The organism is Pedobacter cryoconitis (assembly GCF_014207135.1).
Taxonomy (GTDB): Bacteria; Bacteroidota; Bacteroidia; order Sphingobacteriales; family Sphingobacteriaceae; genus Pedobacter; species Pedobacter cryoconitis_D.
In genome coordinates, this window is the sequence record NZ_JACHCC010000004.1 from 399,511 (window position 1) to 425,143 (window position 25,633).

The 25,633-nt window shown below is 39.6% G+C and carries 23 protein-coding genes; 12 read left to right on the forward strand and 11 right to left on the reverse strand.

Annotated features, from left to right (window positions below):
• Positions 1–32 precede the first annotated feature (32 nt).
• The 4 genes from HDF25_RS09410 to HDF25_RS09425 form a co-directional block, all read right to left on the reverse strand.
• On the reverse strand, positions 33–1,058 hold the full coding sequence (locus HDF25_RS09410; protein ID WP_184624488.1) for a sensor histidine kinase: 1,026 nt from the start codon (positions 1,056–1,058) through the stop codon (positions 33–35).
• 34 nt (positions 1,059–1,092) lie between these two features.
• On the reverse strand, positions 1,093–1,752 hold the full coding sequence (locus tag HDF25_RS09415; RefSeq protein ID WP_184624489.1) for an HD domain-containing protein: 660 nt from the start codon (positions 1,750–1,752) through the stop codon (positions 1,093–1,095).
• Between the two features lie 24 nt (positions 1,753–1,776).
• Positions 1,777–2,037, reverse strand: a complete 261-nt coding sequence (locus HDF25_RS09420; RefSeq protein ID WP_184624490.1) for a helix-turn-helix domain-containing protein — start codon at positions 2,035–2,037, stop codon at positions 1,777–1,779.
• Between the two features lie 123 nt (positions 2,038–2,160).
• Positions 2,161–3,369 (reverse strand): class I SAM-dependent RNA methyltransferase, encoded by a 1,209-nt coding sequence (locus HDF25_RS09425; RefSeq protein ID WP_184624491.1) that lies wholly within the window; start codon positions 3,367–3,369, stop codon positions 2,161–2,163.
• Between the two features lie 71 nt (positions 3,370–3,440).
• Here HDF25_RS09425 and HDF25_RS09430 point away from each other — a divergent pair, with 71 nt between their 5' ends.
• From HDF25_RS09430 to HDF25_RS09445, 4 genes are all read left to right on the forward strand, one after another.
• On the forward strand, positions 3,441–3,809 hold the full coding sequence (locus tag HDF25_RS09430) for a DUF3127 domain-containing protein (RefSeq protein WP_183880680.1): 369 nt from the start codon (positions 3,441–3,443) through the stop codon (positions 3,807–3,809).
• A 146-nt stretch (positions 3,810–3,955) separates the two neighbouring features.
• Positions 3,956–5,782, forward strand: a complete 1,827-nt coding sequence (locus HDF25_RS09435) for a sensor histidine kinase (protein ID WP_184624492.1) — start codon at positions 3,956–3,958, stop codon at positions 5,780–5,782.
• A gap of 1 nt (position 5,783) precedes the next feature.
• A complete protein-coding gene (locus tag HDF25_RS09440; protein WP_184624493.1) occupies positions 5,784–6,479 on the forward strand; it encodes a response regulator transcription factor in 696 nt (231 codons plus the stop codon).
• Between the two features lie 139 nt (positions 6,480–6,618).
• Positions 6,619–8,874, forward strand: a complete 2,256-nt coding sequence (locus tag HDF25_RS09445) for a helix-turn-helix domain-containing protein (protein ID WP_184624494.1) — start codon at positions 6,619–6,621, stop codon at positions 8,872–8,874.
• A gap of 7 nt (positions 8,875–8,881) precedes the next feature.
• Here HDF25_RS09445 and dapF read toward each other — a convergent pair whose 3' ends face one another.
• On the reverse strand, positions 8,882–9,694 hold the full coding sequence (gene dapF / locus HDF25_RS09450; RefSeq protein WP_184624495.1) for a diaminopimelate epimerase: 813 nt from the start codon (positions 9,692–9,694) through the stop codon (positions 8,882–8,884).
• Positions 9,695–9,877: 183 nt separating this feature from the next.
• Between dapF and HDF25_RS09455 the strand changes: the two genes are divergently transcribed.
• The 4 genes from HDF25_RS09455 to HDF25_RS09470 all read left to right on the forward strand — a co-directional run bounded on the left by HDF25_RS09455 (position 9,878) and on the right by HDF25_RS09470 (position 15,109).
• Positions 9,878–11,407, forward strand: coding sequence for a Do family serine endopeptidase (locus HDF25_RS09455; RefSeq protein WP_184624496.1), 1,530 nt, complete (start codon positions 9,878–9,880; stop codon positions 11,405–11,407).
• 218 nt (positions 11,408–11,625) lie between these two features.
• On the forward strand, positions 11,626–12,306 hold the full coding sequence (locus HDF25_RS09460) for a succinate dehydrogenase cytochrome b subunit (RefSeq protein ID WP_184624497.1): 681 nt from the start codon (positions 11,626–11,628) through the stop codon (positions 12,304–12,306).
• Between the two features lie 29 nt (positions 12,307–12,335).
• On the forward strand, positions 12,336–14,315 hold the full coding sequence (locus HDF25_RS09465; RefSeq protein WP_184624498.1) for a fumarate reductase/succinate dehydrogenase flavoprotein subunit: 1,980 nt from the start codon (positions 12,336–12,338) through the stop codon (positions 14,313–14,315).
• A gap of 23 nt (positions 14,316–14,338) precedes the next feature.
• The gene (locus HDF25_RS09470; protein WP_184624499.1) at positions 14,339–15,109 is read left to right on the forward strand and encodes a succinate dehydrogenase/fumarate reductase iron-sulfur subunit; all 771 of its coding nucleotides are present in this window, start codon (positions 14,339–14,341) and stop codon (positions 15,107–15,109) included.
• A 156-nt stretch (positions 15,110–15,265) separates the two neighbouring features.
• Here HDF25_RS09470 and HDF25_RS09475 read toward each other — a convergent pair whose 3' ends face one another.
• The 3 genes from HDF25_RS09475 to HDF25_RS09485 form a co-directional block, all read right to left on the reverse strand.
• On the reverse strand, positions 15,266–17,113 hold the full coding sequence (locus tag HDF25_RS09475) for a M56 family metallopeptidase (protein ID WP_184624500.1): 1,848 nt from the start codon (positions 17,111–17,113) through the stop codon (positions 15,266–15,268).
• The gene (locus HDF25_RS09480) at positions 17,110–17,487 is read right to left on the reverse strand and encodes a BlaI/MecI/CopY family transcriptional regulator (protein WP_184624501.1); all 378 of its coding nucleotides are present in this window, start codon (positions 17,485–17,487) and stop codon (positions 17,110–17,112) included. Before HDF25_RS09480 ends, HDF25_RS09475 begins: the two co-directional genes overlap by 4 nt.
• Before the next feature lie 250 nt (positions 17,488–17,737).
• The gene (locus tag HDF25_RS09485; RefSeq protein WP_184624502.1) at positions 17,738–18,013 is read right to left on the reverse strand and encodes a hypothetical protein; all 276 of its coding nucleotides are present in this window, start codon (positions 18,011–18,013) and stop codon (positions 17,738–17,740) included.
• 275 nt (positions 18,014–18,288) lie between these two features.
• On the opposite strand from HDF25_RS09485, the gene HDF25_RS09490 reads away from it, so the two are divergent.
• On the forward strand, positions 18,289–19,317 hold the full coding sequence (locus HDF25_RS09490) for a sensor histidine kinase (protein WP_184624503.1): 1,029 nt from the start codon (positions 18,289–18,291) through the stop codon (positions 19,315–19,317).
• A 26-nt stretch (positions 19,318–19,343) separates the two neighbouring features.
• On the forward strand, positions 19,344–20,093 hold the full coding sequence (locus tag HDF25_RS09495; protein WP_184624504.1) for a LytR/AlgR family response regulator transcription factor: 750 nt from the start codon (positions 19,344–19,346) through the stop codon (positions 20,091–20,093).
• Here HDF25_RS09495 and HDF25_RS09500 read toward each other — a convergent pair whose 3' ends face one another.
• Together HDF25_RS09500 and HDF25_RS09505 are read right to left on the reverse strand one after the other, a co-directional pair.
• A complete protein-coding gene (locus HDF25_RS09500; RefSeq protein WP_184624505.1) occupies positions 20,094–20,828 on the reverse strand; it encodes a lysophospholipid acyltransferase family protein in 735 nt (244 codons plus the stop codon).
• A 7-nt stretch (positions 20,829–20,835) separates the two neighbouring features.
• Positions 20,836–21,390, reverse strand: coding sequence for an NUDIX domain-containing protein (locus HDF25_RS09505; RefSeq protein ID WP_184624506.1), 555 nt, complete (start codon positions 21,388–21,390; stop codon positions 20,836–20,838).
• Between the two features lie 120 nt (positions 21,391–21,510).
• On the opposite strand from HDF25_RS09505, the gene HDF25_RS09510 reads away from it, so the two are divergent.
• Both HDF25_RS09510 and HDF25_RS09515 read left to right on the forward strand, forming a co-directional pair.
• Positions 21,511–21,888, forward strand: coding sequence for a hypothetical protein (locus tag HDF25_RS09510; RefSeq protein WP_184624507.1), 378 nt, complete (start codon positions 21,511–21,513; stop codon positions 21,886–21,888).
• A 59-nt stretch (positions 21,889–21,947) separates the two neighbouring features.
• Complete coding sequence (locus HDF25_RS09515; protein ID WP_184624508.1) at positions 21,948–22,880, forward strand: hypothetical protein; 933 nt, start codon at positions 21,948–21,950, stop codon at positions 22,878–22,880.
• Between the two features lie 197 nt (positions 22,881–23,077).
• Here the strand turns inward: HDF25_RS09515 and HDF25_RS09520 are convergent, their stop codons facing one another.
• Complete coding sequence (locus tag HDF25_RS09520; RefSeq protein ID WP_184624509.1) at positions 23,078–25,564, reverse strand: TonB-dependent receptor domain-containing protein; 2,487 nt, start codon at positions 25,562–25,564, stop codon at positions 23,078–23,080.
• Positions 25,565–25,633 lie beyond the last annotated feature (69 nt).

Here is a 25,633-nt window from a genome sequence, read left to right on the forward strand (position 1 = left end):
GTGTTAACATTAAAGGAATAATTCTTTAAATTTTAGCCGATTTTTTGAAGTGTAAAAGCAAAGGTTGTTCCGATCTGCAATGTGCTTCTTACAGAAATAATTTGCTGATGCGCCTCCAGGATATGCTTCACAATTGCCAGCCCGAGTCCTGTTCCACCAACCTCTCTTGATCTGTGCGAATCTATTCTGTAAAAACGTTCAAACAATCGTGGCAAGTGCTTTTCATCAATTCCAATTCCATCATCTGTAACCTCTATCAGGTACTGATCATGTAATTCAAATATTTTGATTGCTGTAGATCCGTTTTCTTTTCCGTATTTAATGGAATTAGAAATCAGGTTAATCATGACCTGTCTGATCTTTTCGCGGTCTGCATTTACAAAAGCGGGGTGCATATACTTCTCTTTAAACGAGAGTTTCACATTCCTTTTGTTGGCTTTATCTTCCAGGGCTTCCATGACCTCTTTGGCCAGGAGTACGAAATCAAATTTCCGGTAATCTATAGGTACTTCACCAGATTCCAGTTTTGAGATAGCATCCAGGTCATTAATCAGGTAACTCAGACGCTCTACGTTTTTTTCAGCCTTATTTAAAAACTTAACGGCCATTTCCGGATCGTCAATCAGGCAATCCTGTAAAGTTTCAATATATCCCTGAATAGCAAAAAGTGGGGTCTTAAATTCATGCGATACATTAGATAGAAATTCTCTCCTGAACTGCTCCTGTTTCTTCAATAGGTCTATTTCCTGTTTTTTTGCCCCCGCCCATTCTTTGACTTCATGCTCTACGTCATTAATAGGATCAGTACTTACATACTCACCCAATGCATCTTTCAGGTCTTTACCCAGTTTAAGATTATGGATCAGTTTATAGATCAGTTTAATTTTGGAATAGATATACTTCTCCAGCAAATAATAAAACATGATGAAACTTGTCACAAACGAAACTCCGAAAGAGACAAGCATAAAATACCAGCTTTGCTGAAAATGGAAATTGACCAGTCCGATGGACAGTCCTACTGCCAACGCAGTGATGAGAACAAGAACACTTAACTTCATGAAGGCAATTTACAAGATAATTTTTAAATAGGGCTTAGTTTACACCTTCCCATTCTTTATAAAACTGCTCCAGATAAATCAACATGAACTCATGTCTTTGTTCTGCAAGCTTTTTTCCTGCACCGGTTTTCATTAGTTCTTTCAAACGCAACAGTTTTTCGTAAAAATGGTTGATAGTTGGTGTTGCAGAATTTTTATAGGCCTCCTTACTCATGTTCAGGTCGGGCTGAATCTCTGGATCATACAGCACCCGGTTTTTATAGCCACCATAAGTAAAGGCACGGGCTATCCCTATTGCTCCTATAGCATCCAGGCGATCTGCATCCTGAACAATATCCAGTTCTTTCGAAAAGAAATCTATTTTGCCAAGGCTTGCTTTATAACTCAGGTTCCTGATGATCTGTTGTACATGTAAGATAATATGATCGTCAAGTCCAATGCTTTTCATAAACTCTCCGGCAATTTCAGGACCTATCTCTTCATTACCGTTATTGAACTTGCTGTCGGCAATATCATGTAACAGTGCCGCAAGGGTGACAATCAGTAAATCACCACCTTCTTTTTCATTTATACTCAGGGCCGTTTTATAAACCCTTTCAATATGAAACCAGTCATGGCCGGCCTCGGCTCCTGCTAATGTGTCTTTTACAAAGCGGATTGTTTTTTCTTTTATACTATCAAAGTCCATTTGCATGAAACAAAGATATTATATTCCGGGCTATTCAATCTGCTGATGGAGATCAACTTTTTGACTATGGTCCATGCAAATCAGTTGTATGACTTTAACTTCAAGAATTACAGCAATCTGAAATAACCTTTCTACAGTAAGTTTACTATATCCCAGTTCAATCTTGCTATAGGCATTTTGAGAAATTGACAGCTTGGCAGCCAGGTAATCCTGAGTGTAATTCCTGAATTCTCTGATCTTTCTGATATTAACTGCCACAATTTCTGATGTTAGATCCAGTGGGTCTTTCATAATACTAAGTTTAGCATAAAGACAACTAACGAAAAAAAAGACCTATTGGATTTAGGGCCTGAGCATAAAAAAAAGTATACCTGCCAGAGCGGGTATACTTTTCTTATTTTTTGCGGATCTGATTTACTGATCTTCCGGTTTTGGATCTTTAGACTGAGGCCTTTCACTTTCCGCCCTGCGCGTACCGTCATATAATTCATATTCCAGCATCCGGCAATCTAATTTGCCATTATAAAATTCAACTTTACGGGAAGCTTTCAATCCGATTTTTTTAGCCAGATCGGGATTACCCGTAAAAATATAGCCGTTGTATCCTTTGCAATCTTTCTTCAGGAAATCACCTATACGTTTATAAGTAAGCTCCAGTTGTGAATGGACACCCAAACGTTCTCCATATTCAGGATTGAATACAACCACGCCTTTTCCACCTTCAGGAACCTGAGTATCTGCAAAATCACATACTTCAAAAGTAATCAGTGTATCTACTCCGGCAGTTTTTGCGTTTTTACGACTAATATCTACTGCATCTTCCGACAAATCAGTTGCTACAATCTGTAAATCGACATTTTTGATCACCTGATCTTTTAAGATCCTGCGTTCAGCAAAAAACACCTCTTCATCATAGCCAATCACGTGCATAAAACCGTAGTTCATTCTGAACAAACCGGGTCTTCTGTTTGTCGCCAGTAAAGCAGCCTCAATGGCAAGTGTTCCTGAACCACACATCGGATTGATAAACGGTGATTTCTGGTCCCAGTTTGTACTCATGACTACCCCGGCAGCAAGAGCCTCAAGCATCGGCGCTTTTCCTGGTATTTTACGATAACCATGTTTTGCCAGGGTTTCTCCCGACGTATCGATAAAAATATCAGCTTCGTCGTCTTTCCAGTAAAGATGGACTACTGTTTTATTCGCATCCGAACCCGAGTTCGGGCGCATGCCTTTCTTCTCTTTTATTCTGTCAACAATAGCATCCTTCACTTTCAGGTTAGTGAAAAGAGGAGTGGTTATAGTTGGATTATCTACATTCGAAGTAACGGAGAAATAGCCGGAAAAATCGATCAGTTCTTCCCATGGCATGGCAACCAGCTCACGGTATAATTCTTCAGGATTATTGACTTTAAAACTATTTAAACAGTATAAGATCTGGCTGGCACACCTTAAATTTAAATTTAGTTTAATACACTCGGTTAAAGTGATATTCAGTTCTACTCCCGTAGGGAAATCTCTTACGATTTCGTAGCCAAGTGCTTTTACCTCTTCTACCAGATAAGGAGAAAGTCTTTTGTTACAGGTTAAAATAACCTTACTTTTGTTGTGGAAAACTTGCATAATTATTGTGCTAAGTTATCAATAATAATATAGAGATTTGAACTAGTAAGTAGAATAAAAGAGTATTTGTTATGGAATTAAAAGGAAAAGTGCACGAAATCGGTGCATTACAGCAGGTGAGTGAGACTTTTAAAAAGCGTGATCTCATTATTGAATATGCAGAAAACCCAACTTATCCTGAATATATCAGGTTCGAAGCTTTACAGGATAAAACTGCTTTATTTGATAGCTTGAAAACCGGCGATGATGTAGAAGTTTCATTCAATCTTCGCGGTCGTCCGTGGACAGATAAAATGGGAAAAGTATCTTATTTCAATAGTTTAGTAGTTTGGCGTATCAATGCATTGACTAACAGTGCTGCAGCTGCTTCTACTCCACAATACGCTCCTCCTGCAGATTTAAATAATGCACCGGGTGAGGAAGACGATTTGCCATTCTAAAGATCTTTTTATAGGGAACAAATTGTACTAAGAGTGCCGGGAATTATTTTCCGGCATTTTTTTTTGCTGAAACGCGCCCTTATTCGTGTTAAATATTGTTAAAATAGAATTTATTTACCCTGTCTTCGTTATTTTTGAACAGAATAATGAAGAAAAGAAGTCTTTGGTTAATCACAGCGCTCATGACCATAGCGTTGCTTGGTGTGTTTGTAATGCAATTGTATTACATCAGGGAAGCTTATAGACTTAAATCACAACTTTTCGAACAGGAGGTTAACCAGGCATTAAGTGCTGTTGCCGGGAAAGTTCAGCGGTTAAATGCAGTAAACCATATCAATAAGAAAGATCTGGAATGGCGTTTGAAGATGGAAAATCAACGTCGTGACAGAACCAGGAGACTGATCGGCCTGGATCAGAAGTTCAAAGAGGAAGAACGGAAAAGAAAATACGAACAACAGAAACAGATGATTGATGAGCTCAATTATCAGGATGGGATGATCAGAAAAATTTACCTGAGCCCAACTATAATTTCTGAAGCAGATTTCTACGCTTTGGCTAATCAGGCTACTACCCCGCTGAATGTGGATGTGAACGTAGGGTTTGATGCAAATCTGAATGTGATCGGAAGCGATGTCAAAAAAACCTTTAAAATTGGATCAGCTAAAACCTTTACTGTGGAACCTAAAAAGTTGCCGGACAGTATCAGGTATTTAGTGTATAGCCGTTATGATAGTCAGCCTTTAAGGGTTTCTCTGCCTAGTCTTAACGGGGATATGCGTGCGAAATTCAAAATAGAAGATGAAATTGCCGCAAGAAGAAGACATAATGAATTAAAGGAGTTACGGGCAGACACTGTCCGTCTGATTAATGAAAATAGCTTTAATGTACTGGAAGAGGCGGCTAAGGAAATGAGCCAGGTGGATGTTCCATTAAATAAACGTATTTCTAAAGCGGAGCTGGATACACTGCTACGGGCAGAGCTGATTAATAAAAATATCAATCTTAATTATGATTTCTGGTTGAAAAGTATGACCAGTGATTCTGTATTATTCCGTAAAGTCTCTGCAGTTACCGGTGAAATTTTGCCAGCTAATACTTATAAAACTACACTTTTCAGTAATGACGTGATCAGAGACCCGGGAATGCTTTATATTAATTTTCCGCATAAAAATTCGTTGATTTTCAGTAATCTGAGTGTGACGATGGCTTCTTCAGCGGGATTACTGCTGGTGCTGATTTCGATCTTCTCTTACACACTTTATGCGATATTGAGACAGAAAAAAATTGCAGAGATGAAGACAGATTTCATCAATAATATGACGCACGAATTCAAAACTCCTGTTTCTACAATTATGATTGCCAGCGAAGCACTCAGAGACCCTGAAATTCTCGAAGATAAAAAGAGAATTGGCCGTCTTGCCGGAATCATTTATGATGAAAATGTGCGTTTGGGTAACCATATTGAAAGGGTGCTTAGTATTGCAAGACTGGACAAGAAGGAATTAAAACTGGAAACGGAAGACGTGGATATGAATGAGCTTATTGCTGCGGTGGCAGATAGCATGAGCCTTCAGCTGCAAAAGAAAGAAGCGACATTGATTTTAAATCTTAATGCTGTTTATCCAGTAGTTGTAGGCGATGAGCTGCATTTGTCAAATGTAATTTATAACTTAATAGATAATGCCAATAAATACAGTATTGACCCGCCTCAGATAACCATTAATACAAAGAACTCTGGTAATAATCTCATTATAGAGATAGAGGATAAAGGAATCGGGATGACCAAGGAACAAAGTAAACGGGCATTTGATCAGTTTTACAGAGTCCCTACTGGGAATCTGCATGATGTCAAAGGATTTGGTCTTGGATTAAACTATGTACTGGATATTGTCACACAGATGAACGGTACAATTAAGGTGAAAAGTGAAAAGGAAAAAGGAACCCTGTTTGAAATAATTATACCCCTAAAATAACATGAAGAAAATTCTATTGGTGGAAGATGATCCTAATCTTGGAATGTTGCTGCAAGATTATTTGCAGCTGAAGGGTAAGTTTGACGTCGTACTATGCGTGGACGGTGAAGAAGGTTTGAGAGCCTTTAACAAACACACTTTCGATTTATGTATCCTGGATGTGATGATGCCGAAAAAGGATGGGTTTGCATTAGGTAAAGAGATCAGAAAGGTCAATGAGAGCGTTCCGATTATTTTTGCAACTGCAAAAGCAATGATGGAAGACAAGGCTTCGGCTTATGATCTTGGAGGTGATGATTATATTACCAAACCTTTTCGTATTGAAGAATTACTGCTTAGAATAAACGCGTTACTTAAACGTGTATCTGCTAAAGAAACTAAACCTGCAGAGCCGGTTCAGTCACAATTTCAGATTGGCAGTTATACTTTTGATTATACCACTCAGCTGATTCAGCATAACGGACAGCAGCAGAAACTTTCTACTAAAGAAGCAGAATTGTTGCAATTACTTTGTTTAAAGCAGAATGCAGTGCTTACCCGTGAAGAAGCTTTGTTAAGTATCTGGCATGATGACAATTACTTTAATGGAAGAAGCATGGATGTATTTCTGAGCAAACTCCGGAAGTACTTAAAAGAAGACCCGAACGTAGAGATCCTGAATGTACATGGTAAGGGCTACAAACTTTTGATTAATTAGTTTCTGAAACCATCATGATTTTTCAAATCACACAACGAAATGAAGATAAAATCATGATAGCTTCATCACCGATAAAAAACAAATATACACTCTGATGAAAAGCTTTAGTACCTTTGTTTTTCAAAAACTGGTGTAATCTATGTCTGAATACAATCCTGCTGAGATAGCGGCTAAATTTATCAATTATACTTCCAGGCACATTTTTCTGACCGGGAAGGCCGGAACCGGGAAGACTACTTTTTTGAGAAATTTAATTGAGCTGACTCATAAAAAGGCAGTTATTGTTGCACCGACAGGTATTGCGGCAATTAATGCCGCAGGGGTTACTGTCCACTCGCTTTTTCAGTTGCCATTTGGAACCTATCTGCCAAAACAACCTACTGTAGAGCCTGTTAATCAGCAGTACAATACGCCAAGATCCATAGTTCGTCATTTACAGATGAACACGACAAAAAGAAGGATATTCCAGGACCTGGAACTACTGATCATTGATGAGGTCAGTATGCTAAGGGCAGATTTGCTGGATGCAATCGATATGGTGTTGCGTTATATCAGAAGAAACAATAATAGTTTTGGTGGGGTACAGGTTTTGTTTATCGGAGACCTGCACCAGTTGCCCCCGGTAGTCAAATCTAATGAATGGCAGCTTTTAGGAGAATTCTACAATAGTGTATATTTCTTTGATGCCCATGCCCTGCAACAAAATCCACCCGTATATATAGAGCTCGAGAAAATATACAGACAGGCTGACTCGGTATTCATTAATCTGTTGAATAACCTGAGAAATAATGAAATTACAGCAGAAGATATTAAGCTGCTTGATAAATATTATAAGGCTGGTTTTGAGCCGGCAAAAGACGATAAGTACATCACACTGACTACACATAATCAGCGCGCAGATACTTTAAATAAAAAAAGCCTGGAAGAACTTGGTGGTCAGTCCTACTTCTTTAAGGCTACCGTAGAGGACGAGTTTTCCGAAAATTCTTATCCGGCAGAACATATTCTGGAACTGAAACTGGGAGCTCAGATTATGTTTATTAAAAATGATCAGAGTGGTGACCGCCGTTATTTTAATGGAAAGATAGCTACGGTGATCCGTCTTCAGCAGGACGCTATAGAGGTAGAGACAGAAGGGGAAAGAGAAAAGATTATCCTGGAGAAGTATACCTGGAAAAATATCAGGTATAGCAATCATAAGGTTACCAATGAGATTGAAGAAGAAGTAATAGGTAAGTTTATCCAGTACCCGATCAAACTGGCCTGGGCAATTACAGTCCATAAAAGTCAGGGCCTGACCTTTGATAAAGCAATTATTGATATTGGTAACGCCTTTGCTCCCGGTCAGATTTATGTGGCACTTTCCCGTTTGCGTTCACTCGACGGACTGGTGTTAACTTCCCAGATCTCAGGAACTGGTATCAGGCAGGATCAGAATGTAGCCCATTTCTCAAAGAATAAGCAGCAGGAAGAAGAACTGAACAACCAGATCAAATTGGAGAGTGAAGTCTTCCTGAGAAGTTATCTTCTGACTTGTTTCGATTTAAATACCCTGGATAACTATGTTTATGAGCATGTGCATTCCTACAGTAAGGATATTAATAAATCAGCCAAGCAGAAACACGTCAAATGGGCGCAGCAATTATTAAAAGATCTGAGTGAAATTAAAGCTAATGCTAATAAATTCCTTGCACAGATCCAGCGTTTAAGCCATGATCAGACGCCCGAAGGCCTGGCGAATTTACTGGTCAGGACAACTGCTGCTGAGAACTACTTTAACCCTTTGTTGCTGGCACTTTCACGCCGTATTTTCGAACGGATGGAGTTAGTTAAACAGGATAAACAGGTTACCGCTTTCCTGACCGAGCTGCTGGAAATGGAATCCCTTTTTTACGAGCAGTTTAAAAAGATAAGAAAAGCCACTGGATTGTTGCAGGCAACGATCAATGGAACTGATTTTACGAAGACTGATGTAGGTTCATTGTTGAACCAGGCCGAACGTGAAGCGCAGATGAAGACGGTTTACGCGATGCCTAATCAACTGGATTTCACTGCTAAAAAGGAGAGGACTAAAAAAACTGCCGCGCCTAAGAAGCCAAAAGAAGATACTAAAGTTGTTTCTCTGGAGCTCTTCCAGAATGGCAAAAGTATTACTGAAATTGCAGCAGAGCGAAAAATGGTGGTTGGTACTATAGAAGGGCACCTGGCACATTACGTAGCTTTACAGGAGATTTCTGCGAAAGATATTCTGGGCAGTAAGAAGCTGAATAAGATTCTTGAGGCTATCAAAGAATTACAGACTATGAGTTTAAACCCTATCAGGGAGCATTTAGGGAAGAGTTTTACTTTCGGCGAAATCAAGATAGGCATTGCTGCCCATCTTGCTGAAAATTAAACAGACTCTAAGCTTTAATATTTCCTTCAAATACCAGTTCAGCCGGGCCGCATAGAAATACGCTGGTGAATTTCTCTCCGTCATAGTTAAAGCCTATGCGCAGGTTTCCACCCAGTACTTCAATCTCAGTAGTCTGATTTCCTGTTTTACCATGATGTTTAGCCATTGCGAGGGCCACAGCGGTCACACCCGTTCCACACGCATAGGTTTCATCCTCCACACCACGTTCGAAAGTACGGACAAACAGATGATCACCCTTGTCTTCGACAAAATTCACATTAATTCCATCCTTTTTGTAAGTAGAATTATTGCGGATTTTTTCTCCGGTTTTAAAGACATCCATTGCTTTCAATCCAGTCACCTGTTGTACATAATGCGGAGAGCCGGTATTGAGCACATAAGCGTTCCCGTCCCTTTCAATTTTACTAACATCAATCATTTGTAAATCAACCCAGTCGCCTTTGGCTGTAATTTTGGCATGATGAGGACCATCAACTGCCAGAAAGTTCGTTTGATTGCCAATTATTCCCAGGTATTTAGCGAAAGCGACTATACATCTCCCTCCGTTTCCACACATACTGCCCGGTTGTCCGTCAGCATTAAAATAAAGCATTTCAAAATCATATTCAGCATGGTTCTGCAATAACATCAGGCCGTCAGCTCCAACACCAAAACGCCTGTCACACAGCTGGTGTACAAGATTACTATCTATATCTTCAAACGTTTGTTTGCGGTTGTCTATTAAAACGAAATCATTGCCCGCTCCCTGGTATTTATAGAAATGGGTCTTTAATGAATCCGCTGGTTTAGTATTTAACATTTTTTAACAATTAAGGGATGCCTTGGTGACACAAATATCGTCGTATTGGTATTAACTTTGAATAGTTTGATAAAAGAAATTAAATATGCACACAAATGTGAGGCCTGCATGAATTAGTTTTCTGATTTAGGAAACAAGATTCCGTAGTCTTCATTATCTTTAACCATATAAATATACAAACTAATGAAAAAAATAGCATTAATAGTTTTAGCTGCATTCATTGGAGGTGCAGTAGCAATTGGCGGTTATAAAATGTTGGAGCGAAATGCCAACGGAATGACGCTGGCTGAAAAGCAGAATGTTCTTTTTGCCAGTAACCCATCTAAAATTTCCTCAACAGGAGCAATCGACTTCGTTCAGGCGGCAGCGGCAGTTTCCCCGGCGGTAGTACATATAAAAACCACTTTTAAATCGGATAATTCAGATGGAGGCTCCGGTTCTCCAATGGATATGATGGAAGAATTTTTTGGAGGCCGTGGTAAAAGAATGCGTATTCCAAGGGCAGCATCTGGATCAGGGGTAATTCTGACCCCGGACGGATATATTGTAACGAATAACCATGTCGTGGATAATGCAGATAAAATACAGGTAATCTTATCAGACCGCCGTAAAGTAGAAGCCAAAGTAATTGGTAAAGATCCTAATACAGATCTGGCTTTAATCAAAGTTGATGCAACAGACCTTCCGGTCGTAAAAATGGGAAATTCTGATAATGTTCAGGTAGGAGAGTGGGTATTGGCAGTTGGGTTTCCTCTGGATCTGCAAACAACAGTTACTGCTGGTATTGTCAGTGCTAAATCACGCGCAATCGGTATTTTAAACAGAGATCAGCAGCCAACTGAAGAAGAGTACGAAGAATTTCAGCGTACCGGTAAAGCCCCTACGAAAACAAATAGTGCAATAGAATCCTATATTCAAACTGATGCTGCAATTAATCCTGGAAACAGTGGTGGTGCATTAGTTAATGCCAGTGGAGAGCTGATTGGCATCAATGCTGCCATAGCTTCTCAGACTGGTACGAATGAAGGATACGGTTTTGCGATTCCTGTTAACCTGGCTAAAAAAATATTGGAAGATTTTAAGAAATACGGTAGTGTAAAACGCGGTTATGTAGGCGTTACTTTTCAGGAACTAAATGCTGATGTAGCAGAAAGCCTTAAAATTAATGATGTTTCCGGTCTGTATGTGAATGATGTAATGCCAAATGGGGGCGGTGCTGCTGCGGGTATCAAAAAAGGAGATATTATCAAAAGGGTTGAAGGTAAAGAAGTATTCGCTTCACCTGATCTGCAGGAGAGAATTGGCCGTTTGAGCCCTGGAGATAAAGTTCAGCTGACTATTTCAAGAGACGGAAAAGAGCAGAACCTGAATGTAACTTTAAAAGGGGATGAAAGCGTTGCCAAACCGAAAGAGGTTTATGCAGGCAGAACAACCGGAACAACAATGGGCAAACTGGGTGCGTCATTTGCGCCGGCTTCCCCTGCTACCAAAGCGAAGTATGGGGTTAAAAGTGGAGTTGTTGTAACTTCGGTTGAGCCAGGTAAGGCTTTTGATAACCTTGATATTCCAAAAGGATTATTGGTGACCACCATCAACGGTAAACCAGTTAATACGGCAAAAGATGTGGAAGCTGCATTGCCAACTTCTAAAAATGGAAAAACAACTGTATCAGGAATAGGACCTAATGGAAATTACACCTTCAGTTTTAATTAATAATTAGCATTTAAGCAAATTTAACGGGAAGCGATGACAATCGTTTCCCGTTTTTTTTATGCCCTGTAATTGCGGTATTTTGGCCGGAAGACTTCGAAAAAGGCTAAACGTAGAACGTTTCTAAATAGTTTATTTATTGATTTTTACTGTAATTCTTGTATAAATTAAGTCATTTATTAAATACTTTTGCAGGAATAGAACTCAAAAATATAAATCTAATGGCTAGTTTCGGAAACGCTTTTTCCTCGTCTATAGGAAAAAAATTAATAATGGGTATCACCGGCCTGTTTCTTATTTTATTTCTCATTGTGCATTGCTTTATCAATTCATTGATATTTCTGAATGACGGTGGATTAACATTCAACATTGGTGCTCATTTTATGGCTACTAACTGGTTAATCAGAGGTTCTGAGGTAATTTTGATGGTTGGTTTGCTATTACATGTTGTACAGGGACTTCGCCTGACATTTTTAAATCAGGCTTCACGTCCGGTAAAATATGCAGTGAATGATGGAAATGCAAATAGTAAATGGTATTCCCGCTCAATGGGTTTATTAGGTACTTTATTGCTGATCTTCCTGATTGTGCATTTATCAAATTTCTGGGTAGTATCACGTTTTACAGGGATTCCGACTCAGGATGCAAATGGTCATGAAGATTTATTCGCAGTGATGAAAGAAACTTTCAAGAATGTTTGGATCGTGGTTTTATATGTCCTTGCCATGGTATCACTGGCTTACCATTTATTACATGGTTTTGCTTCTGCATTTCAGACATTAGGATGGAATCACAGAAAATACACTCCCCTGATCAAAGGATTCGGAGTATGGTATTCGATTATCATCGCCTTACTTTTTGCAGCTATGCCTATCGCAATGCACATAGGGCTTATTAATTAGAATTTCGAACGTATCAAACGCTAAATAAAATGGCAGATTTTAATGCAAATATACCGGAAGGGGAACTGACCGTAAAATGGACTAAACTGAGGTCTTCAATGCCTCTGGTTAATCCGGCGAATAAAAGAAGTATAGAAATAGTAGTAGTAGGTTCAGGACTTGCAGGTGCTTCGGCAGCAGCGACCCTGGCCGAAATGGGATATAAAGTTAAATGTTTTTGCTTCCAGGATTCACCAAGAAGAGCGCATTCTATTGCTGCTCAGGGTGGTATCAATGCAGCTAAAAACTATCAGAATGACGGTGACAGTGTTTACCGTTTATTTTATGATACCATTAAAGGTGGTGATTACCGTGCCCGTGAAGCTAACGTACACCGTTTAGCTGAGGTAAGTGCAAACATCATTGATCAGTGTGTTGCCCAGGGAGTTCCTCTGGCAAGAGAGTATGGTGGTTTACTGGATAACCGCTCTTTTGGTGGTACACAGGTTCAACGTACATTTTATGCCGCTGGTCAGACTGGTCAGCAATTGCTGTTAGGTGCATATAGTGCTTTAGAGCGTCAGATTGGTATGGGTAAGGTAGAGATGTTTACCCGTCATGAAATGCTTGATGTAGTGGTGATAGAAGGTAAAGCACGTGGTATTATCGCCCGTAACTTAATCACTGGTGAACTGGAACGTCATTTTGGTCACGCTGTATTATTAGGAACCGGTGGTTACGGAAACGTATTCTATCTTTCTACCAATGCAATGGGAAGTAACGTTACTGCAGCCTGGAAGGCACACAAAAAAGGAGCTTTCTTTGGTAATCCTTGTTTTACCCAGATTCACCCTACGTGTATCCCGGTATCAGGAGATCACCAGTCAAAATTAACCCTGATGTCCGAGTCATTACGTAATGACGGACGTATCTGGGTTCCTAAGAAAAAAGATGATCCCCGTAAGGCAACAGATATTCCAGAGGACGAAAGAGATTATTATTTAGAGCGTCGTTATCCTGCTTTCGGTAATCTTGTACCACGTGATGTGGCTTCAAGAGCTGCTAAAGAGCGTTGTGATGCTGGTTATGGTGTCGGTGTATCTAAACTGGCTGTTTATCTTGATTTTGCTGCAAATACAGAACGTTACGGACGTATTGAAGCGACGAAACATAATATTCATAACCCGGATAAAGAAACCTGCATGCGTTTAGGCCGTGAGGTGGTGAAAGAGAAATACGGAAACCTGTTTGATATGTATAAACAGATTACCGGTGAAGATCCTTATGAATTGCCAATGCGTATTTATCCTGCAGTTCACTATACAATGGGCGGATTATGGGTAGATTATAACCTGATGACAACTGTACCGGGCTTATATGCTTTAGGTGAAGCTAACTTCTCAGACCATGGTGCTAACCGTTTAGGAGCTTCTGCATTAATGCAGGGACTGGCCGATGGTTACTTTGTAATTCCTTACACTATTGGTTCTTATTTGTCGAAAGAACTGGCTACTAAACCAATTCCTTTAGATCATCCTGCATTTGTGGAGGCTGAGGCAAGTGTTAAATCTATTTTAGATAAATTCATTGCGATTAAAGGAACTAAATCTGTAGACCATTTCCACAAGAAATTAGGTAAGATCATGTGGGAGAAATGCGGAATGGCCCGTAATGCAAAAGGGTTAACAGAAGCAATTTCAGAGATACAGCAATTACGTAAAGACTTCTGGTCGGACGTACGTGTTCCTGGTTCAACAGATGAATTCAACCCTGAACTGGAGAAAGCAGGCCGTGTGGCTGACTTTATCGAGTTAGGTGAATTAATGTGTATGGATGCATTGAACAGAAACGAATCTTGCGGTGGTCACTTCAGAGAAGAATATCAGACTGAAGAAGGAGAAGCGCTGAGAGACGATGTAAACTATGCTTACGTATCTGCATGGGAATTCAAGGAAGGTATATCTTTTGAACTTCACAAAGAAGAGCTGAAGTTCGAGAATATCAAAATTGCACAAAGAAGTTATAAATAATCTAGTACTAAAATCTCAATACCATGAGTACAGGAAATATGAATTTAACGCTGAAAGTTTGGCGTCAGAAGAATAACAAAGCCAAAGGTAATTTGGTAGACTACAAATTATCGGAGATTTCTCCTGATATGTCTTTCTTAGAAATGTTCGATGTTTTAAATGAACAGCTGATCAATAAGGGAGATGAACCAATCGTTTTCGATCATGATTGCAGGGAAGGTATTTGCGGTGCATGTTCAATGTATATTAACGGAAGACCACACGGACCAAAAGAAGGTATTACTACCTGTCAGCTGCACATGCGTTCTTTCAAAGATGGAGATACTATTGTCGTTGAACCATGGAGAGCGAAAGCTTTTCCGGTAATCAAAGATTTAACTGTAGACCGTACTGCATTTGACAGAATTATTGCTGCGGGTGGATTTATATCTGTGAATACAGGAAATGCCCAGGATGCGAATAATTTGCCGATCCCTAAATTACAGGCAGATGCATCATTCGAGGCTGCAGCTTGTATTGGGTGTGGAGCTTGTGTTGCGACCTGTAAAAATGCATCAGCAATGCTGTTCACTTCAGCTAAGATTTCTCAGCTGGCATTATTGCCCCAGGGTCAGCCAGAACGTTACCGTCGTGTACAGAGTATGGTGGCTCAAATGGATGCTGAAGGTTTTGGTAACTGTACCAATACCGGTGCTTGTGAAGCAGAATGTCCTAAAGGAATTTCTTTAGAGAATATTGCCAGAATGAATAGAGACTTTTATTCCGCAAAATTTGTATCTGAGGAAGAAGTTTAATAAATTTAGATAACGAGACAAGGATTTTATGCAAAGACCCCGGCTATTTGGCTGGGGTTTTTGCGTAAAAAAGAAAATCCCGCCAGCGATACGCCAACGGGAATTCTTAACAATACTACCTATTTAGTATCTGGTGTATACCTCGCAGGGTATAACTTAGTTTTTCTTCTTGGTGGTAATCAGGATTACCCCGTTTTTTGCGGCATCACCGAATTTCTTTATAGCTTCTTCATCTTTCAGTATGGACATGGACTCAATATCGTTTGGATTTATGTTCTTGAGTTTAAAATCCTCCTGGTCAGAAACTATTTTACCATCTATTACATAAAGTGGTTTAGGGGTGATTTGTATGGCGGTAACTGAAGAGCCCGATCCGTTATTTAAGGCGAAGGTAATAGGGATGTTATATTTTACCTTCACCGGATGACCTTCGGCGGTACCTGGAGTCCATTTGGGAGAAGCACTTAATAACCTCACCGCTTCTTCATCTGCTCCGCCTCCGATACCTCTTGTTACTTTGATGTCACTCAACTGACCATCGTCCTCTACTATAAATGATAAAAAGACTTTTCCCTGTATATTTTTTTCTATTGCTTCCTTAGGGTATCTGATACCTGCTTTAATATAAGTATAGAATTTATCCATCCCACCAGGAAAACCAGGTTGTTTATCGAGAGAAACAAAATCGTAGATCCGCTGGTCCTGTGGTAATTCGGCGATCTCTCCTGATTTAGCTGAGCTGGTAATGGTGATCGTGTTTAAAGCAGTATAGCCCTTTGGCGTACTGGAAACGTTGTTTTTTACCCTTGTGTTCACGCCTGGTAAACGGAAAGCTACCTTAATGGTGTAGTGTCCATTGTCAACGGATTTGAAATCGTCAAAATTCATTATAGTTCTCATTACCTCAGCATCGCATCCCTGGCCTAAAAGAGCTCCTGTACTGATCCCACTTACAACTCCGCTGGTCAGTGTGAATTTGATCAGCACATTGCCTTGTAGCTGATACTGATACGCGAGTTTAGGGTATTTAACTGTTCTTGATAGATAATTGTAAAATTTATTCCATCCTCCTTTGTTTTCAGGTTGGATAATAGCTTTCGGTTTAAAGAGCTGGATGGAAGATGCGGCCTGAGCAACTGGTACCGTTATTTCTTCGGCTACTGCTTTTAAATTTTCATTTTTGCTGATTGTTGCTGAAGAAAGCAGCAAAGTAACTGCGAACAGGGGTAAAAATAAGCCGTACTTCAGTATTGCTATTTTTCTGGAGCGTTGTTTATGTAGCATAAAAATTCGTTTTTTAATTAAAGATTTGTTGAAAAACCTGTTGGTCAGTATGTGCTGATCAACTCCGAGTGCCTGACTTAATAACAGTATAGAATAACTCTCAGCATCCCCCTGGATGCGTACTGCCTCTTCATCTGCCAGGTACTCATGAATGTTTTTTACAGTAGTTTTATAGAAATAGATGATCGGATTACACCATACCAGGATGCCCAATAACTCAAAAAATAGTACATCGGCAGTATGATACTGACGCACATGAATTTCCTCATGCGTCTGAATAGTTTCGAACTCCTGGATTTCCGGATCAATTATTTTCTTACTGAAGAAGGAAAAAGCAGAGCCTGAGGGCTTGGTTCTCACTAGTTTTCTAACAGCGAATAGTTGAAAGATGAACCGGCCGAGAAAAAACAGGATACCTATCAGATAGATCCCTACCAGTATTTGAACCGGGTTGAGATTTAAACCTTCATCAGGGGATACCGTTCCCTGTGCCATCATCATATTTAACTGGTCCACACTGATTTTGATCTGCTGTGTGGCCGGTTGTCTGATAAACCATTCTGGTCTTAAGAAAGGAATAACCAATGACAGCATTCCCGCTGCAATCAGGTAGATTCTGTTCAGCATAAAGTAGGTCTCTTTATCCAGTAACAATTTATAGAATGCGTAAAATATAACCAGGTATATGTTTACTTGCAGAAGATAATGCGCCCAGGTCATCTTGATTTATTTTTAAGTTTGCTGATCATTTTAAGAATCTCATCCACATCACTGAGTTCCATTTTCTCCTCCTTCACAAAAAAGGAAAACATGCTCTCTACAGAGTTCTCAAAGTAACCACCCAATAGTTTTTCTGTAGCGTGGCGCTTGTAGTCCTCTTTAGAAATCAGTGGATAATATTGATGAGCCTTACCAAAGGCCTCATGACCAATAAATCCTTTAACTTCCAGTATCCGGATTATAGTCGATACCGTATTGTAAGCTGGTTTAGGTTCAGGTAGGAAATCCATCACATCCTTGACGAATCCTTTTTCTATTTGCCAGACAATCTGCATGAGTTGTTCTTCGGCTTTCGTTAAATCTTTTATTTCCATAAGGCTGGTATTCTTTGGTTTAAGCTGATAACTAATTTTGTAGTTATATAAATGTATAAACTAATTATTTAGTTTCAAAATAAATTTCAAGAAATATGAGTAACGTTCCGTTTAGAGAGAGCTGGGTCGTTTTCGGGCAAAAAAAATATGGCAGCCATCCAGCTGCCATATAACTATTAACTAAAAACTAAATTTTGGGGTGAAACCGTCACCGGTGAAGGATCTGGTAAAATATATATAGAGACAGGCTTTATTTAGCCTGGTAAGTAGTAAGTTTTGCCATTTCAGTAGCAGGTGCAGCTTTCATGGCTACTTCGCTGCTGTTATTTAAAGTTGTGCTTGTGGTGATTGTAAAAACCATCATTACAAAGACCGGGATTAACAATAGTAGAAATGGAGAGACATTCGTTAATTTATTCATGATATAGGTATTTATATTAGTCAGTTTAGTTACTCCCGATTGATATGAAGCATATAATTCATTGTTGATTGTAGTATTCAGGTGTTGAACAGATGCAGTTTTCATAATCGTTTCGTTTTGATGAAACAAATAGAGCTATAAAAATAATCAGGCTAAAATGTTTTATACCAAGTGGATAAAATCCTAGATCAACGGGGTTTTTGATGGTTAAACAGGATATTACCCTGTTTTTTCCTGTTGGTAGAAAAAAAAAGCCAGTTTGTCGAAACCAGTGGTCGAAAAACGTTACTTTCATTACTTTGGTTCGCGGGCATAAACTGGCTCCCGAATTGGGTTAACAGCTATAGCCTCATCACCGATAAAAAACAATATATATACTAATGAAAGACAAAAGAGAGTTATTAGCGCACTTCATATACTGGGCATTTATTGGAGGAATGATTTTACTGATCTTGCTCTTTGGGGAAAAAAAATCGTTTACTTCTGGTGAGCTGCTCGTAAGTTTTGGCTATTTTTCGATCATTAATATATCTATATTTTATATTAATTATACCCTGCTTATTCCCCAGCTCCTCAAAAAATACTGGTATTACATCTTGTCTATTATTATACTGATTGCTGTTATGGCAGCTGTAAAGACAATTATGGCTGTTCTTTACCGAGATGTAATCCTTCAGTATAACGATCCCAAAACAGGGGTAATTAAATACAGAGATATTACTTTATATATGGTAGGGACGATATTTACGTCCGGCTTTTTTATCATCTCCAGTTGTCTGATTAAGTTTATGCTTGACTGGTTTAGTAATATCCGTATCCAGCGCAGTCTGGAAACAGAGAAAAAAGATATGGAATTACAATTCCTGAAATCACAGTTAAATCCACATTTTCTGTTTAATTCCTTAAATAACATTTATTCCCTGGCCTATCAGAAGTCTGATAAAGCAGCTGATGCGATATTAAAACTATCCGAAATTATGCGGTATATGATCTATGAGAGTAACGACAGCTGGGTAGCTTTGAGTAAGGAGATTGAATATTTGAAAAGTTATGTAGAGTTGCAAAAATTAAGGTTCAAGGATGGTGCAGCTGTTGAAATGACACTTAACGGTGAAATTGACGATCAGCAGATTATCCCTTTAATCCTGATCTCTTTTGTGGAAAATGCCTTTAAACACGGTGTGGCAAACGATCCAAAGGATCCTATCCGGATAAACATCATCGCTAACCAGAAGATATTGCATTTCAGCATTACCAATAGAAAAAATAATTCCAATAAGGATCAAATGGGGGGAGTAGGCTTAAATAACGTTGAACGCCGTCTGCAGTTACTTTATCCGGAAAGGTATAAGTTAAATATTGTAAATTCGGCTACCCATTATACAAGCGAGCTGATGCTTGATATATAAAAATCCTAAACGCTAAAACAAATACAATGACACTAAAATGTATAGCAGTAGATGACGAGCCATTGGCGCTTGATATCATTGAAGATTATGTTTCAAAAGTGCCTTTCCTGGAACTGGTGAAAAGAACAGAAAATGCGATCGAAGCTTTGCAGCTTGTTCAGGCTGGTGGGATAGATCTGGTATTTCTGGATATCCAGATGCCTGATCTGACAGGGATACAGTTTCTTAAAATTGCTAATAATAAAGCGAGTTATATTCTGACTACAGCTTATTCACAATATGCATTGGAAAGTTATGATTTAAACGTATCCGATTATTTATTGAAACCGATTGCATTTGACAGGTTTTATAAAGCAGTGGAAAAGGTACACAATCAGCATAAAAATAATAATTCAGAGCCTGTTGCAGCGGTCGTTCCGGCACCTGTTGCGGCACCTGTTAATCCAGTTCAGTCGGTTCAGGACTTTATTTTTGTGAAGACAGAACATAAGATCCAGAAGATTGAGCTGGATGATATTCTCTATATAGAAGGGCTGAAAGATTATATCTCCATTTTTACCAAGGCGGAGAGAGTAATCACCTTGCAGAATATGAAAAAGATGGAAGAAACATTGCCATCTGCCCAATTCATCAGAGTTCATAAATCCTATATTATCGCATTGGATAAAATAGAGAGTATTGAGAGAAGCCGGATTACGATTTGCGGTAAGATCATTCCTATAGGTGATACCTATAGAGATGAGTTCTTTAAACGCATAGAAAACAAAAATATTTAATTATTGGTTCAGAGCTTTCCTGATAGCTTGTTCAGCAGCCAGGGTCAGTTCTTCCGGATTCTGGCCAGCTGTTGGAATTGGGGGCAGTACTGTCCATCTGATCTTTATACCGCAAGTCAGAGGAAAGGTACCATATTGAACAATTTTCCATGAATTCTCGATAGCAACAGGTACGATCAGTGCATTAGGCACTGCTTTGAGTAAAGTTGCAATTCCTCCGACCTGGAAGGGTTTCATCTTTCCGTCCTTAGCACGCGTACCTTCTGCGAAAATCATCGTTGACCAGTTATGCTCTTTCATCCTGCGGCCCAGTTTGATGATCTCGGATACCGCCTGTTTGCTGTCCTTACGGTTAATATTAGCACCGCCACCATGTTTCAGGTTAAAAGATATGGATGGTATACCTTTGGTAAGCTCAATTTTTGAGATGAACTTAACATGATAGTTTCTTAAGAAATAGATCAGTGCCGGGATATCATACATACTCTGGTGATTTGCTACAAAGATGATGGGCTGACCGACAGGTAGATCCTGGTGATTGATGAAAGTCGTTGAGTTCCCCAGAAATATCTGGCAGTAGGTGAGGAAGAAATTCAGGCAGTCTACCGAGACCTTATGCGCTTTATAACCGAACAGGTGAAAACATATCCATTGGATAGGTTGAAAAACAATCAGTGTTAAAAGAAAGAAAATGTAAAAGACAGGAGTAAAGATATATCCCAGGAATTTGTTCATATGACTATTATAATTTGCCTTCGAGTAATAATATTTTGGTTTTTAACAGTGCGGCTACACTCATGCTGTCCGTGATCCTTCCGTCCATAGCCATTTGATAAGCCTCCTCAAATGGTAGCTTACGGATCACCAGTTCTTCAGTCTCTTCCGGTTCAGCAATCCCCATAGTTAGCCCTTTTGCCACATAAATAATCGCCAGTTCGTTGCTGACAGAATTAGACAGGTGCATCCTTTGGATCTCTGTCCAGTCAGTTGCGATCAGGCCCGTTTCTTCCTGAAGCTCACGTTTGGCACTATCCAGTGGTGGTAGCTCAAGGGGGCCTCCACCTTCAGGGATCTCCCAGCTGTAAGCCTTGAGTGGAAAGCGATATTGTCCAACCAGCCAGGTATTCATTTCCTCATCCAGCGGCAGGATGCCGATGGCGTAATTCCTGAAGTGGACTTCTCCATAAATTCCCTTTCCACCCGATGGGTTAATGACATTATATTCAGTTAGTCCGATCCAGTTATTTTCATAAATTTTCCGGCTGTCTATAATAGTCCAGGGATTTGTATTTTCCATGTCTGCAAGGTACAAAATTTCTAAAAAAACGAAATTGTATATTGATACAGGAATCGTGTATTGTCCAGATTAAGTACTTCTAATGTATTTTCAGCTGCTAATGACCTTACCTTTACGGCTATGCGTGCAAAATTAATATTATTTATCCTTCCGGTCCTTGCGTTTACGAGTTGCGCTAAACATCAGTCTGGGAGTCCAGGTGAATCAGCTGTTCCCAAAGAGTTAGTTATAAAATACGAAGTAGAGTGCAATAATTGCCAGGTAAAATATAGTACCTCGAATGATAAGGATGAGCAGACGACAGTAGTTGGTAAATGGTTACAGGAGGTTAAAGCTATGGATTTAGATACAGCCAGGCTGGCAATTTCAGTATCCGGTCCTTTGCAGAATGTCAAATCCGTTATTTCGGTCGGAGATCAGAGTATCAGTAAAAAGTCGGCTCCACAAAAGGATGATACATCGATCCATTTTGTGGATCTGAGTCTTTATAAAAAATAGTAGGGTTATTTACTTAGGTTTGTTTATTTAAGCAAATTCCATTTAAATAATCTCTTTTTATGAAAAAAGTCTACTTAAGCCTGACTGCTGTTTTCGCATTTGTATGTTATTCCCAGGCACAAATTACAACTGATCCATCCGGTAATATAGGTATAGGGATAACAAGCCCTGCTGCAAAACTGGACGTGAACGGGAGTGGTAATTTTACTGGCCCATTGCAGGTTGGAGGAAGTGCTGTAAACAGTAATACCACCAAGCTATTTATAAGAAACAATTATGGGGAAGGGAAAAACTGGGCGCTTAGTGCCGGAGCGAATATGATTACTGAACATGGATTTGCCTTGTATAACTGGACTGATTTCCCTACCAGGCCATTGTTATTTATAGGAAACGATGGTTCTGCAATAATAAATAATATAAGCGGGGGTACTTTGACCCTTCAAAAGAACTCTACCCATATTCCTGCCCTTATTTTCCAGGGTGTGACGTCTGCGACGAGTATTGAGGCAGGAGATGATTACCTGACTACTTATTTAGGAGGTAGCAGGCGATTAACTATTCTGTCAAACGGTAATGTAGGCATTGGTACGGATGATCAGGTAAACTTTAATCTGGCAACGGCAAATTATAAACTGGCAGTTGCCGGGAAATTTATTGCTGAGGAAGTGAATGTGAAATTAAAGAGTACCTGGCCTGATTATGTTTTTAAACCATCCTATAACCTTTTACCTATCGCTGAGGTCAAATCTTATATAGATCAGAACCAGCATTTGCCAGGTATGCCTTCAGCGCAGGATGTGGGTCAGAACGGATTGAATCTTGGCGAGATGAATAGGTTACTTGTTCAGAAAGTGGAGGAGTTGACCTTATATCTGATAGCGAAAGATAAGGAAGTCAGGGAGCAGCAGGAGGCTTTGTCCAGGCAGGAGGATAGACTGGGTAAGCTCGAAGAGCAATTAAACAAATTGTACCTGGTAAATCAGCATAAGTAGTCGGGGGATATAAAGCGTCAGATCGGATATCTTTTTTTGGATAACCGCATTAAGGGTGAATTTGATCTGGCTGTATCCAATGGCCTTAAAATATAAAGCTCTGTTTTTTTTGCCATATTCATTTTTCATGAATCCGGGCAAAAAAAGCAGAGCTTTATATTTTAACCATCCCTGGATACCTTTCAGACGAAGGTTCCTTAAAAGGAACCTTCGTCTGGTTTGCCCTCAGGTTGTTCTGTTTTCTTAGGTTTTTTCATAAAACTAGTTTTTCCAAAACGGTAAGAAAAGGTCAGGTTTCCGACAGGGCCTTGCTGATATCTCTGGAAGTCAACAATTGTATTTGCGTCTTGCGTAGTCGATCCCCATTTCCGTGTATTAAAGATATCCCTCACATTTAAGCTCAGAGAAGCCTTCTTATTCTTGAAGTCATACTTTGCGCCGCCATCAATTCCGTACATTGCTTTACGTGTACCCTGTGCCTGTACCTGTGAAGAACTATAGTCCCCTCTGATTTGCAGCGTAATATTATAAGGAAGCACAAAATTATTCGTCAGGTTGGCGTTCCAGCTGAAGCCCGAGTTACCGGCAATATTATAAGCCGGAACAGCATCAATTTTACTATGATAGACATTCACATTCGCTGTAAAATTCCAGGCTTTCACTACATCAACCTTAGCAATAAATTCCAATCCGCTCGAAAGGTCTTTAGTTAGGTTAAGCGGTGTAGTTATAACCACACCATCCGCATCAGGAACAGAGCGTACCCTTTGAATCAGGTCATTGGTCTGGCGTATATAAGCACTCGAGATCAGCGTTACCTTTGGCCAGAATTTGCTGTAACTCAATTCAAAAGAGTGAACATCCTCAGGTAACAAATTCGGGTTACCCTTGCGCCAGTTCAGCGGGTCAGAGTAATCTATGAAAGGATTAGTATCCCATGGTCTTGGTCTGTTTACCCTTCTTGTATAACTCAGTTGTAATTGCTGTTCACCCGTAAATTTCTGCGTCAGGAATATACTTGGGTACAGTCTTTTATAAGAAATACGTGCAGGAGCTGAAACCGGCTGGTTATTTTGGTCATATCCACCTGATTTAGTATCTAATGATGCATCCTCTGCCCTCAGACCAATCTGGTAGCCAAAATTCTTAATCTGGTTCTGGTAATTAAAATATAAGGCATGTACCTGATCTTTACTCGTGAATGTATTCGACAATAAGAAATTATCCTCATACTGTCCCGTCGCATTATTCAGTTTCATTGCTACAGTATTCGCATCAGAATACCTGATCTGGCTCCGGTAACCAGTTTCGATTTTACCCAGTTTACCTAAAGGCATGGTATAATCAAGCTGGATATTATAATTCCTATTCGTTCCGTCATTCGTATTATTCAGTATTTCGGCGGGCGAACTTACCGGTTGACCATTCACACTATAAACCGAGGTATTATAAAGTTGGAAATTGTCATTTGTTCCATCCGAATAGCCAAAGTTAAAAGTCAGTTCCTGGCTTGGCTTGAACTTATGGCTATAGTCAAAGTTTAAATCATAGCTATGTCCACTGCCATTGGTTGTATTTATCCTGTCGCTGAATTCCAGGGGAACCCTTTGTTGCATATATTTATTGATATTCAGGTTCTCCGTACGGTCATTATCCCTGGTATTAAAACCACCTGAAAAACTTAAGATATCCTTATCCGTCAGATAATAATCCAGTCCCGCTTTCAGGTTATGACTTTTATCCACCGATGTGATGTGGCTCAGCTGATCTGCAGAAGTCAATGAATCCCTGGGTGTCAGGTATCTGATATTATTATAACCACCACCCGGACGGTTACCATAGCGATAGCCATAATTTCCGTAAATATTGATTTTTTTATTCTGGAAACTCAGCGCCAGGTTTCCATTATAATTATCCCTGTTTCCTGCTGTCAGCGCTACGTTTCCGTTGAAGCCCAGTTTCGTATTCTTTTTCAGGACGATATTAATAATCCCCGAATTCCCTTCAGCATCATACTTTGAAGAAGGATTAGTTATTACCTCTACAGTTTCGATAGAACTGGCTGGGATAGATGCCAGCACCTGTGCGATATTACCTCCGGCAATTAAAGAAGGTTTACCATCGATCAGTACCTTTACACCCGTCGATCCTCTCAGGCTCACATTACCGTCCACATCTGTTTGTACCGAAGGAACGTTTTGCAGTAAGTCACCTGCAGATCCGCCTTCGCTGACCAGACTTTGATCTACTGCGAAAACTTTTTTGTCAATGCCCAGCTGTATAGGACTTTTCTGGCTGGTAATGGTTACCTCACTCAGGATATTTCCTTTAGATGCTTTCATTTTAATTATGCCCAGATTTACCGACTGCTGGCTCTTGGTAATTGAGATGGAGTCCCTTACCATAGTCTGATAACCTACATAACTCACTTTAAATGTAAATACACCAGTGGGGAGGTCATTCATGACCAGCATCCCGTTTACATCAGTCTGAGCTACCTTTACGGTTGCCTTTGTTTTTTTATTAATTAATACCGCCGTAGCGAAAGGAACTGTTTCTTGCGTTTGGATGTCTACAACTTTTCCAGTAAGTTTACCGGTAGTCGGATTTTGTGCGTGGAGTTGAAAGATTGTAGTACAAATGAGGATTGTTGCAAACAGAAATTTATTAAGGTATTGCTTCATTTTTAGGTAATAACGTTTTAGGTGTGTTTTTGTAGCGGCAAAGTAACGGCCTCTGAACTGAAAAAAACG

Coding starts and splice junctions, on each gene's coding strand:
- HDF25_RS09410 (WP_184624488.1), bottom strand. CDS start 1,058: ATGAAGTTAAGTGTTCTTGTTCTCATCACTGCGTTGGCAGTAGGACTG.
- HDF25_RS09415 (WP_184624489.1), bottom strand. CDS start 1,752: ATGCAAATGGACTTTGATAGTATAAAAGAAAAAACAATCCGCTTTGTA.
- HDF25_RS09420 (WP_184624490.1), bottom strand. CDS start 2,037: ATGAAAGACCCACTGGATCTAACATCAGAAATTGTGGCAGTTAATATC.
- HDF25_RS09425 (WP_184624491.1), bottom strand. CDS start 3,369: ATGCAAGTTTTCCACAACAAAAGTAAGGTTATTTTAACCTGTAACAAA.
- HDF25_RS09430 (WP_183880680.1), top strand. CDS start 3,441: ATGGAATTAAAAGGAAAAGTGCACGAAATCGGTGCATTACAGCAGGTG.
- HDF25_RS09435 (WP_184624492.1), top strand. CDS start 3,956: ATGAAGAAAAGAAGTCTTTGGTTAATCACAGCGCTCATGACCATAGCG.
- HDF25_RS09440 (WP_184624493.1), top strand. CDS start 5,784: ATGAAGAAAATTCTATTGGTGGAAGATGATCCTAATCTTGGAATGTTG.
- HDF25_RS09445 (WP_184624494.1), top strand. CDS start 6,619: ATGTCTGAATACAATCCTGCTGAGATAGCGGCTAAATTTATCAATTAT.
- dapF (WP_184624495.1), bottom strand. CDS start 9,694: ATGTTAAATACTAAACCAGCGGATTCATTAAAGACCCATTTCTATAAA.
- HDF25_RS09455 (WP_184624496.1), top strand. CDS start 9,878: ATGAAAAAAATAGCATTAATAGTTTTAGCTGCATTCATTGGAGGTGCA.
- HDF25_RS09460 (WP_184624497.1), top strand. CDS start 11,626: ATGGCTAGTTTCGGAAACGCTTTTTCCTCGTCTATAGGAAAAAAATTA.
- HDF25_RS09465 (WP_184624498.1), top strand. CDS start 12,336: ATGGCAGATTTTAATGCAAATATACCGGAAGGGGAACTGACCGTAAAA.
- HDF25_RS09470 (WP_184624499.1), top strand. CDS start 14,339: ATGAGTACAGGAAATATGAATTTAACGCTGAAAGTTTGGCGTCAGAAG.
- HDF25_RS09475 (WP_184624500.1), bottom strand. CDS start 17,113: ATGACCTGGGCGCATTATCTTCTGCAAGTAAACATATACCTGGTTATA.
- HDF25_RS09480 (WP_184624501.1), bottom strand. CDS start 17,487: ATGGAAATAAAAGATTTAACGAAAGCCGAAGAACAACTCATGCAGATT.
- HDF25_RS09485 (WP_184624502.1), bottom strand. CDS start 18,013: ATGAAAACTGCATCTGTTCAACACCTGAATACTACAATCAACAATGAA.
- HDF25_RS09490 (WP_184624503.1), top strand. CDS start 18,289: ATGAAAGACAAAAGAGAGTTATTAGCGCACTTCATATACTGGGCATTT.
- HDF25_RS09495 (WP_184624504.1), top strand. CDS start 19,344: ATGACACTAAAATGTATAGCAGTAGATGACGAGCCATTGGCGCTTGAT.
- HDF25_RS09500 (WP_184624505.1), bottom strand. CDS start 20,828: ATGAACAAATTCCTGGGATATATCTTTACTCCTGTCTTTTACATTTTC.
- HDF25_RS09505 (WP_184624506.1), bottom strand. CDS start 21,390: ATGGAAAATACAAATCCCTGGACTATTATAGACAGCCGGAAAATTTAT.
- HDF25_RS09510 (WP_184624507.1), top strand. CDS start 21,511: ATGCGTGCAAAATTAATATTATTTATCCTTCCGGTCCTTGCGTTTACG.
- HDF25_RS09515 (WP_184624508.1), top strand. CDS start 21,948: ATGAAAAAAGTCTACTTAAGCCTGACTGCTGTTTTCGCATTTGTATGT.
- HDF25_RS09520 (WP_184624509.1), bottom strand. CDS start 25,564: ATGAAGCAATACCTTAATAAATTTCTGTTTGCAACAATCCTCATTTGT.